We start from the raw sequence: 11,312 nt of genomic DNA on the forward strand, positions 1-11,312 counted from the left end.
GGACCCCTTCTGCGACGACTGCTCGCCAGTGAGGTTCCGTCCGTCGTAACCTGCTGTCCCCTCCACGATAGGTCCACCCTACGCTCTCATCTTCGAACTGCGAATCGATGATGCTCCCGCTCTTTCCGATGTGGTTATTGCGACGGGTCGTGATTACGTCTGCATATTCGCTCATACAGGTCGCCGAACGTCGCCGCCTCAATTATCTCATCCAATTGCGGCGATCTCCAGCGGTCGCTTTTATTCAAATGAGCCTGAAGTTCTGCGGCGAGAAGGCTGTCTCCCCCAACATCGAAGAAGTTGTCGTCCAATCTTATTTCTTTGGCGCCGAGAAGAGTCTTGACTTCATCAAGGAAGAGGCTCCTAGGATCGCCGTGCCGCAACATGTTGTCCTTGCTTGTTCCGACTTCTTCGGGCGGAGATCTTTTCTCTTCGTCTGGCTGCTCGTCTGGCTGCTCGTCTGGCTGCTCGTCGGGCGTGATTGTACGGACCTGGTCGACCCATTGCCCCCCCCTGTGCCGTTCTCGCTCCCCAGGCTGCCGCGGAAGCGTCGGGCCCGCAGGCTGATCGTCCGGCCAGCAACGGTGACCGTCAAATGAGTAAGTTGTAAGGGGAAGGCGCCGGCGAGTACCGAACGGTTCCAATTGATCACTGGCCCGCTTCCAATCCACCGCAACACCCGCGGCCCAGAGTGCCCCAAGGCATTCCAGAAGGACATGCTGGTCAGTGGACTCTTCATTCTCGTCGCGCGCAGCTGGGACAATCGATGGGATGCTGGTCTTGCGATCCTCTGGATTGATCGCTCCATGAGCGAAACGCGCCAGATTACGCCCAGGGCCGAGGTCAATGAGTGCAGTTACACCAGCCGCGACCATGGTCTGGATAGAGCGATCGAATCGGATAGTCCCAGTTGCTTGCCCACTCCAGTGGCTCTCCGGTAAGGGCACTTTCAGCCCATGCAGGGATCCTGAATTCAGAGCAATGGCCACATCCGGCAACCGCTTTTCAACGATTCGGACCTGCGCATCGATGATCTCAGCCGCTGGTTTCATCAGCGGAGAATGACTGGGGACGCCAGCTGTATTAATGACGTGGTTGGGAATCCGTACTTGTTCGAGCCTCCCCTGAAGCCTTTCGATAAGTTCTCGCTTGCCGGTGAACACGACATCGGTATTTGAGTTCACGACACCAACGCTGATCTCGCCAGCTTCAGCTCGATCACGCCAAGCGTCCTCCATAAGGATACGCTCAGCCTCGTCCGGGCCGCATCTGGCCGCAAGCATAGCACCGTCGATACCAAGCTTCGCCATCGCGCGGCTACGAGCCACCGTCAGCCGAATAGCATCTTCAAGTTTCAGTATGCCCGCTAGGGTGGCCACGACGTAGTCGCTCATGCTGTGTCCGACCAGATAATCGGGACGCACTCCACACAGTTCTAGCAAACGCGCCAGAGCGTATTGCACTGAGAAAATCATGACACTGATTTCTTCGAAGGAAGCGGTCGCGTATCCGTCGTCTTCTCCAAACATGACCGTCTCCAGGTCACGATCCAGAACCGGGCGACTAGCGGCCGCAGAAGTCACAAAAGCATTGCGGAAGTCCGGCACGTGATCGAAGAGATCCTTGAACATTCGCGTGTGCTGCACTCCGCAGCCCGGCACCATGAACCCAATCGACGGTGAGGAAAGGGTCCGATCAGCCGCACGATCCCCCTCTTCTTCTAACTTCGCGATGGCCATGTCCAAGTTGCGCGCCACAACGACTGTTCGATAATCGAATTGGCATCTCGCCACGCGTAGCGTGTGGGCGACGTCACCGAGATCGATCTCCCGCTTGCGCCGCAGGAACACGGCTAGGTTCCGGCAGGCCCGGCGTAGCGCCGAGGGAGTCTTTGCAGATAGGCAAAGGGCGTGAGATCCCCGCGCGACCGATCCGGGCCAAGCCCTTGCGTTGTCGCTGTTCCATTCCTGCAGCACGACATGGCAGTTGGTTCCGCCGATACCGAGACCAGTGACTCCGGCAGTTCGAAGGCGTCCCTGCGGACGCGGCCAAGGTCTGAGCTGCTCATTGACGAAGAAGTGCGTGTCTTCCAGACCCAGATCTTCGTTCAGCCGGTTGATGTTGATGGTCGCGGGGATTACCCCGTGCTGAAGGGTGAGAACTGTCTTGATAAAGCTCGCGACCCCAGCGGCGAAGTTGGCATGGCCGATGTTCGGTTTAATTGACCCGAGCGCACAGGCGTTGCCCGTTTCCTCTTGCCCCGCGAAAGCCTCTGCCAAAGCGCGGACCTCGATCGGGTCGCCGACCTTGGTGCCAGTGCCATGCGTTTCGATGTATTCCACGTCTTCAGCGCCGAGTGCCGCGGAGGCAAGTGCTTGGCGCACAACATCGGCCTGGCCTCGCGCGCTAGGCGCCGAGAAGGACGATTTGGCGCGGCCATCGTTGTTAATGGCACATCCTTTTACCACTGCGTGGATCGGGTCGTTCGCCGCAAGCGCATCTTCGAGGCGCTTGAGAACGACGACCCCTACCCCATCTCCGAGCACCGTGCCGCTGGCATCGGCATCAAAGGTTCGGCACACACCGTCCGAAGAATTGATGAAGTCCTTAACAAACTGATAACCCGCTTGAGGGAAGGTGATGCTCGCCCCGCCTGCCAGCGCCATGTCGCAATAGCCGGCCGCGAGCGACTGAGCGGCGACCGCGATCGCCACTAGCCCAGTTGAGCATGAGGTCTGCACGGCAATGCTCGGGCCGTTGAGGTTCAGCATGTAGGACACGCGCGAGGCAAGATAGTCCTTATCGTTGCCGAGCTCCGTCAGGAAAGCGAGCGGAGCGTTAGTGGGATCGATGAGGCCGCCCCCCTTCAAGTGGTGTAGTAGATAGAGGGGGAAGGACGAACCTGCGAACACCCCCGTCCGACCCTCATGCTGAGTGGGCGCATACCCGGCCGACTCGAGCGCCTTCCAGCAGCATTCTAGGAACAGGCGGTGCTGCGGGTCCATCAGCGTTGCCTCGCGCCTTGAGAGGTTCCAGAAATCCGGATCGAAAAGGTCCACATCGTTCAGATGGGCACCCACGCGCACATAATCGGAGCGCTTCAGGACAACCTCCGGAATGCCCCGGGCCTTGAGTTCCTGCGCGGAGAGCGGGGCGATCGAGCAGACCCCTTGGCAGAGGTTTTCCCAGAGCGCATCGACGGTCTCCGCGCCGGGGAAACGCGCGGCCATACCAATCACCGCAATGTCCATCCCGGGGCCGCGTCGCCCGTCGAACGCATCAATATGCGCCCTGCCCGCTGAGACTGGCGGTGTTCTAGGAAGCTTCCGGATTTGGGGATGTCCCTGCTCGCTGCGGCGCTTGTGGAGAAGAGCCGCAAGTTCTTTGAAAGTCGGATTGAGGAAGATCTCCACTACGCGGAGCTCCACTTTCAGACTCTCACGAAGCTGGGTGCAGAGACGGGCAGCCAGAAGGGAGTGTCCGCCGCAGTCGAAAAAGTTGTCGCCCGGCTCAGCAGCTTCAGCCTGGAGAAGGCCGCGCCAGGCTGCGCGAAGTGCCGATTCGACCTCATCGGCACCTGTCACTGGAGCGCACGCCTCTTCAGCCAGCTCGCCGAGGCGCGACCGATCAAGTTTCCCATTGGCCGCAAGGGGCAATTCCCTCACAGCGATGAAGTCCGACGGCATCGCGTAGTGTGGCAGCTCAGACTTCAAATGCGCCCGCAAAGCAGCCTCCCAGCCCTTGGCCCCATTCCGCAAGACTATATAGGCGATCAGTCGATCAGGCTGGCCGGTGGTCGGATCGAGCTCCGGCAATACGGCGGCGGAGCAGACCGCGGAGTACCGAAGCAAAGCAGCTTCTACAGACCCGGGCACGACGCTGAAACCTCGGATCTTCACCATGAAAGCACAGCGCCCGATAACCTCCAATTGGCCGCCGGGCAGGATGCGGCCAAGATCGCCAGTGCGGAACATCGTGCCACCAGCGCGGAACGGGTCGGGAAGGAACCTTTCCCCTGTCATTTCCGGGCTGTTGAGATATCCATGACCCACTCCATCGCCGCCGACGAAGATCTCGCCCAGGAAGCCCAGTGGTACGGGATCGCGCTGGTCCCCGAGGACATAGACACTGACATTGTACTGAGGTGGACCGACCGGTACGACCTTTTGTGCTGTCGCAGGTTCGATCTCGCTCAAATCAATGTGGGTGGCGTCATGTGTCTCCGCTGTGCCGTAGTTATTGATAATTTTGACATGCGGCAACGCATCCTTCACACGCGCAAGCAACGCTGCTGTTACCACCTCGCCTGATAGGTAGATGAATCGGAGATCCGGAAGGCGGGAGGGGACGTCGAGGAAGCCGCTGCTGAGAAGCACATCGAGCAGGGAAGGGGTTAATAATGTTCTGGAAATTCGATTTCGTTCCAGATAGTCGACCAGCTGGTGCGGATCGTAGATAACGTCGTCCGGGATCAGATAGGCTGGGATCCCGGCGAGGATCGGCCGCATTATCTCCCAGACCAAGAAGATATTAACCGCCTCGCGCTCATCAGGTGCGTATGGCAGCGCGTGATAGTACCACTCGTAAGAGCATACATTGGTTCGGTGGGGGCAGACGATCCCCTTCGGTTCACCAGTCGTTCCAGACGAAAATACGATCTGGGCCGGCGCATCGAGATCCACCGCTTGGGCGTTGGCCGGACTGGCGTTGCCGAGTTTCGCTTCCCAACCATCGTCGAGCGACAGCGTAAGACCCGACCAGTCAGGCGGAAGGCGAGCTGCGAAACGGTTGTTGGTGACAACGATTTCAACAGATGCCTTCTCAAGCATCCGCTCTAGCGCCGCAGCGGGCTGAGCTTTGTCAAGCACAACGTAGGCGGCCCCTGTCTTCAGAATACCGAATAACGCGACGGCGTATTCAGGCGAAGTATCCATAAGGATACCGACGCGCGAACCTCGGCTCTGTCCGAGGAGGTGTCTAGATAGAAGCTCGCTCAGGTCGTCGAGCTCACGGTACGTCAAGATCCCAATCTCTGAGACGACGGCAGGGGCGTCCGGATTGAGGGCCGCCTGTTTACGGAATTGGTCATGCAGTGGCAGTTCGGGATAAGGTAGGGTCTCGCCAATTCGAATGGAGGCTGGGAGTTGCGCCTTTACTTCCCCCACTTCACGCAGGAGGGTAGACACCACTTCCTCCGTCATGGAATGGGTGTAAAAGTGATCGCTATCAAACATAATCTGGGCGAAGCGCGACGTCGTAAGCCGACGCCATTCGTCCAGGTCATCGGCATTGATCGTTTCGTCTTGAACTCCCCCCATTGCGGTGATTGCCGCGCCGAGAGGCGTTGGTAAGTTCCGGTCATAGGTCTCCGCAAGTTCGAAGTCGGCCCGCATTGGCGGCAAGATGAAGTTATGGAGGAGTTCCTCATTTGCCAGCGCCTCCTTGGGGACCAAACCAAGGCTCCGGACCACATCGGTTAACTTGTCATCCGCGTATATATGCATGGGCGGCTCATCCGCCGGCACATCCGCCGACGGGTGAGCAGACACGACAACATGGAAGGGAGATGGCAGACCGACCTTCTCCAGGGAGCGGGCGACCTCGTAAGCCACGAGGGCACCTACGCTATGACCAAAGAAAACAAAAGGCCGGTCGCTGTACCCGCGGAGCGCCTCAGTGACCATGGGTACCAGTACGTCCATGCTGCGGATGGCGACCTCCGCTGACCGTTTGCCGCGCCCGGGAAGATCCAGGCAAACAAGATCAACGTCGTCGGGGAGATAGTCAGACCAAGTACGGAACGACTGGACGCTACCACCTCCATGAGGGAAACAAATTATCCTATACGATGGATCAAGTGAACTCTTTATGACACTAAGAAATGCTTTGGGTTCCTGGTGAACTTGTTCCATTTCAAAATACTCCACTTCTATCCAATTTCAAATTAACGTCTCAATCTGGACGTCAATTTTTGACTGAGAATTTCACAATCAAGTCAGTATACATTGCTTTCCAGAGACTTGAAGGATCCAGTAATGGGCACCCTCCTCCGCGATGTAACTCCCATCGTTTAGACAGTGCACCGCCCCAATGATGCCCGCATTCTGAGACGTGGCACTTCATCTCCAAAGAATGTGGCCTACGCATAGCTCTTACGAGTACTTGTGATACCGAAAGCGTTCGAACGAATGACGCGAGCCAGTTCGCGCGGTCCGCGGCGTCGGACGTGCCCGAGCGTGAAAGCGATGCAGCAGACCGTAATGTCGTAATACGCGGATCGGAGAGGGGCCGGTTGAGCTCCACACCGCCTTTGACATAGCGGCAGACGCGAGTCTGCCGAGCCTTCTCCTCCACCTTATCTGAGAGGTCGAATCCGTCGGGCAACTGAAACCGAGGCGCTTCAGCTGCCCACCGACGAGGCCGGTTCCACACCCAACGTCTACGATTTCCGTGGCTGCACGGTCTTTGGACAAATACTCTGTCTGCACGGCGCTTGCGAGTTCTGCAACTACCGTGGGCGCGCAATACTCCTCGCGACCGACATCCGAATGATCGGACCTCGCCCAACCGTGATAAAAGTGAGCGGCGTCGCTGTCGAGGGCATGGGAAGCCTTGGTGCGCTCTAGCGCGGATTGCCCCAATGCGGTCAGTGGATTCGAAATGCTCATGACACTTCCTCGGTGTAGTCGCCAATCTGGACCAAACTCACTGACAGCGAGGATAGCAGTGACAGCTGACTGCGGAAATAAAATATTCGTTAAACTTAAGTTACGGCGGCTGAATGTGAGTTTTGTGAAGATAAACTTTCCATAGCAATTCACATTCATGAATTCGACTTTTGATTTGGTGTTAAAAGGCGGACCCAAGCTATTTCTAAAATGTTGAGCCTAGCACCAACCGATGAGGCGCCGCTGTCGGCAAGAGCGACGCCTGCTTGGCCTCGGCCAGGATCGGCGCTCGTTGATGATCACTGTGGTCAGCGGCTGGGTTGGTGCAACTCGCTCAATCTATTTTTTGGCGGGCCTCAATGACGAATTCCAAATCCTCCGCGGCAGCCGCACGCCACTCAAGACCCCGTCCGGCCTCGGGAGTTCTCCCTTAGCTCCTTGTGAATCGGCGTGCAAAATTGGCTCTGACGCACTTTTAGTGATGATTGAACCTAACCAGCGCCGATGACGCGCGCCTGAAGCAGGTCGAGCTTTCCTCGGCCATACATTTGGCGTTTCACGAGCTTGAGCCTGGTGATCTGGCCCTCGGTCTGACCGTTGGACCATGGCAAGGAGATCGCCGCGCTGACGGCCGAGCGGTCTTTGAGAACGCCTTTGGCGAACGAGGCGACCAGACTTGATCTGGCCCGCTCCAGCCAAGGTTCGAGATCGGCGAGAGTCTTCTTGCGGATCATGGCCTGGAAGCCTGCAATTATTTCCCGGGCCTCCACCAACAAAGGCACACCGCCCTCGATCGCTGCTACCGTGACAGTTTCGGACCTAGAGAGGCTATCGCGACCGATGGTCATTAGCCGCGCAATGGTTCGGGCCGAGGGCGCACGGCGCAGGGCGTCGCCATTCACTTGATCTGAACGCCGGCGACGCGTGGCCCACTCGGTGACGACACGCAAGCAACCACGGAATCCCTGGTTCTTGAGGAGCCGCCAGAGTGCTGTTGCGTTTCGCTCCCCAGCCGTCCACTGGGCGTCGAGCCAAGGAAGATAAAGCTCCAGCGAGCCTTCTCGGACCCAAAAGACTCAGATCGCTGGCCTCGCAGTACCTTGCGGACTACGCCGCGGCTATGGCCGATGCGGCGAACAATCTCCTTAATCGTAGTCCCGTCTTGGCCATTCCGATCAGGGTGGGATGTGCAAGCATGTCATTCTCCTTCAGTGGTAATAGCGGGAACTGCGGATCTTGGGGTGGTCGATGGGCTCGCGAGCCGTCGCCTGGTGCGACGATGCCCGGTCGAGGTGATTGTCGAGGATTGAGCGGACTGAGCCATAAGTCCGGGCACCGATCTCCAGCCCCCAGCCGCAGGCGGCGTTGACGCGGCTCGCGGCCGAAGCCCTTGACGAGCCGGATGACGCCAAGACAGGCGCGGAAGCCTTGTTCGGGATGCGGCCGACCCGCCACTATCTTCTGGCACAGCAAGGCCGCATCGGGGCCGATCGCGGAAGCTTCCCGGATGATCTGGCCGCCGTGGCCGGGTCGGCAGCACCGAACTGCCATAATGCTCGGCCATGCCGGCGTAGGTGCGGTTTACCTGCGGGTCGTAGCGGCAGGCCTTGATGATGGCGACCTTGGCATTGTCGGGAACCAACAGAGCCGGCGCGCCGCCGAATGCTTCCAGTGCATTCACCCCAGACAGTCCGGAAGTGTCTCACTCCAGCGTGCTTCCGCATACGACAGGCTCGAAGCGCCCAACACGGCCACGAACAGATGCGCCTGGCGCGTCTTGCCCCTCAGCCGGTCGACGATCACCGTCACCGTATCGCCAGCATAGTCGACGAAGAGCTTGTCGCCGGCGGCATGGTTCTGCCGCCTCGTTTCTGGCAGGCCCAGCCCCTGTATAGATCACAAAAGCGACTGTAGCGGTAACCATCGGGGTGGCGAGCGATGCGTCCCACAGGATCTGCAGCGTCACATGCTTGCGCTTCAGCTCGCGATGCACGCAAACCCAGTCCGGCTCCACACTGCGACGGTGCCCTGTCTTCGTCCCGTTTGCCTTGTAGAGCGCGGCCTCCAGGGCCGCGTCGGTGATCTCATCGCCAAGCGGCCAAACCAGCCCCGCAGCCTCCGCCCGGCGAAGCGTTTCGCGCACAGTCGAGGGCGCAGTGGCCAAGGCCCTCTTCAAATCGATATCTCAAAATCTCGCGGACACGCCGCATCGCCAATCTCTCCGCAGGCATTTCATTCCTTCTCCTGGACAACCCAAAAGAAGGAACATTTCACCAGCAGAGCACCACGCCCATACACCCCTCCAAGGGGCGGCATCATTTCGGAATCAGGGGCGGTTAGTTCTCGGAACGAGGGGGCGAGATCATTTCGGAATCGGGGGGCGACATCCCTCGGAATTTGCAGTCAGGCAGCAAGGCGATGGTCTTGCGCCGCTCAAGGTCACAGATGATCGTCCCATAGCCTTGATTTCGTCGCCACGCCAATCGTCGATGCCGATCACGGTCGGCGGGACAAAGCGCGGACTACCGCGCCGGCGCACGATGCGCAGCAACGTGTCGTTGCTCACCGGCAGCATCAACCCTCTTTGCGAAGCTGGCCGCGGGCCTGCCGCCCAGCGCAAGCCCAAGGTGATGGACGATTTGGTCGAGCCGGGCGGTTCGCCGCGCCCACGGCGCCAGAACATCTCCGTCGAAACGCTCGGCGAAGATCCGCCGGCCGCACAACACTGCGCCGCAGTGGAACGGCCGAGCCACGATCCGAACAGACTTGTCCGCCATCGGCAGGTCCGCCAGGCGCCGCCGATACCGACTGTGGATCCGCTGCGACCTCGTTCCGCAGCCCGGACAGAGGCTCGCCGTACTCGCGGGAAGAACCGTGATCAACATCACCTCACCGTCAACGGCGGTGTCGTCCACCACAAAGCCGCGAGGGACGAGGGACGAAGGCCGCAATGCATAGCTTATGATTGCTTGTGTGAAACCAAAGCCAGCCGGCACCCTATTTCCATCAAAAGTGAGTCAGATGGGGTTGTCTAATCGCAATGGTGACGTCAAGTATCTTGCACGTCTTAAGACGCGTGTGCCGGGTGCATGGTTGTCTTCGCGGTCAACATCGGTTGCCGCATGATGGAGCTTCGCGGGGGAGCCTTCAATGTATTCGACGCACTCAGCTGAGCCAGCGGTGCGACCCCATCTAGCGGAATGGCTCTGCCCACGTCCCGGCAGGGACGTCTCAGCGCGCCCAGAGACTGAACGCTATCCGCAAGTTGTCATGCTGTCGCTCCGGCTGTCCGGTCGAAGAGCTCGCCGGTCTTGAGCATCGCATGCATTGTCACCGCCAGTTTGCGGGCTACGGCAACGGCGGCTCGTTTGAAGCCGATCCTCTCCCGGAGTTTTAGACCCCATGTTCGCAGGCCGCTACCAGCCGAACTGCGGGTCAGAATGACCGTCGCAGCTTCGTAGAGAAGCCCTCGCAAATGACGATCGCCCCGTCGGGATATGTGGCCATCATAGTCGACCTCTCCCGATTGGTATCGTCGGGTCGTCAGGCCAAGCCAGGCGCCGACTGAGCGGGATTTCTTGAAGTTGTCCGGCTCCTCAATGGCAGTCACGAACGAAGTCGCGGTGATCGCGCCGACACCGGGGATCGACATGAGAATCTGACACGCTCGGCTTTGACGCGCACCAGCGACAAGCTGACGCCCGAGTTCAGCGGCCCGAACGCGCATGCTGCGCCAAGCTTCCAGCATCGGCAATACGATAGGAGCGAGCCCGTCCTGGTCGACAAGGAGATTGCGGACATTCTTCTCGAACGTGCTTCCTTTGCCGGCGGGAACAAGCAGTCCGAATGTCTTCATGAGCCCCCGGATCTGGTTTGAGAGTTCGGTCGTGATCCTGACCAGCCTGGTGCGTGCCGCAACGAGCGTGCGCGTCAGCATGCTGTCGAAGTCTTTCACCCGTACTTCACGAAAGAACCCCACCTCCCCAAGATGCGCTAAACCGTCCGCATCATTCGCGTCGGTTTTGTTCGCAGCCATGTCGAGCGCTGCTTTGGCATGGCGCGCATCGATGCAGATCGCAGGCAATCCCTCTGCGCGGAGCGCATGATAGAACCACACGGATAAGGGGCCGGTTTCGAACACGACGCGCTTTGCGGCCGGCGCCCGCTTGCGGACAAGCTCGGCAATGACCTTTGGATCAGAGGCGCACCTCCCACGCCAGACGCGCTTGCCTTCACGTCGAATGGAAACTGCTGTCTCTTTCATCGAAACATCGAGGCCGATATAGTCTTCCATGGCTGTTCTCCCTGAGATGCCTGGGCCCGGTGCGAATCGTGAGCCCGTATTTCCATCCTGTCGGGGAACAGCCACCCACTCTCCATAGCTAAGACTTGGGCAACTCGCTCCCGCGATTACCCCATGTATTCGGCTTGAGCCCCTCCTTTGAGGTTGGGTGTAGAGGTGCTGCGCTTCGAGCTGATGATAGAACGTGGTCTGTCTGGAACAGCCACAAGCATCAGGAAAGGAAGCGCAGCATGAAACATTATGCCGGACTAGTGGATTGATCGGAACAAAAGAGTCCGAATTGGGATTCCCCTTGGCTTGATGGCATGCGAGTCTGCTGCATGCGCAGCGACATTTCCTTC

General features: G+C 59.1%; 2 protein-coding genes and 3 pseudogenes. All 5 read right to left on the reverse strand.

All coding sequences use genetic code 11. The annotated features are described in order from the left end of the window. Positions 1-134: 134 nt before the first annotated feature. The 5 genes and pseudogenes from IQ26_RS34315 to IQ26_RS34345 all read right to left on the reverse strand — a co-directional run bounded on the left by IQ26_RS34315 (position 135) and on the right by IQ26_RS34345 (position 10,962). Positions 135-5,912, reverse strand: coding sequence for a type I polyketide synthase (locus IQ26_RS34315; RefSeq protein ID WP_145722816.1), 5,778 nt, complete (start codon positions 5,910-5,912; stop codon positions 135-137). A gap of 1,247 nt (positions 5,913-7,159) precedes the next feature. Beyond that, positions 7,160-7,827: pseudogene (locus IQ26_RS34325) on the reverse strand (transposase); the annotation flags it as partial. Positions 7,828-7,876: 49 nt separating this feature from the next. Then, a pseudogene (locus IQ26_RS34330) lies at positions 7,877-8,878 on the reverse strand (IS21 family transposase). Positions 8,879-9,070: 192 nt separating this feature from the next. Further along, positions 9,071-9,631, reverse strand: a pseudogene (locus IQ26_RS34340) (transposase family protein); the annotation flags it as partial. Positions 9,632-9,936: 305 nt separating this feature from the next. Next, a complete protein-coding gene (locus IQ26_RS34345) occupies positions 9,937-10,962 on the reverse strand; it encodes an IS110 family RNA-guided transposase (RefSeq protein WP_145722817.1) in 1,026 nt (341 codons plus the stop codon). Positions 10,963-11,312: the final 350 nt, after the last annotated feature.

The organism is Mesorhizobium tianshanense (assembly GCF_007830515.1).
Classification (GTDB): domain Bacteria; phylum Pseudomonadota; class Alphaproteobacteria; order Rhizobiales; family Rhizobiaceae; genus Mesorhizobium; species Mesorhizobium tianshanense.

What these genes read in the sequence shown, in the direction of transcription:
- IQ26_RS34315 (WP_145722816.1), bottom strand. Translation starts at nt 5,912, where the DNA reads ATGGAACAAGTTCACCAGGAACCCAAAGCATTTCTTAGTGTCATAAAG.
- IQ26_RS34345 (WP_145722817.1), bottom strand. Translation starts at nt 10,962, where the DNA reads ATGGAAGACTATATCGGCCTCGATGTTTCGATGAAAGAGACAGCAGTT.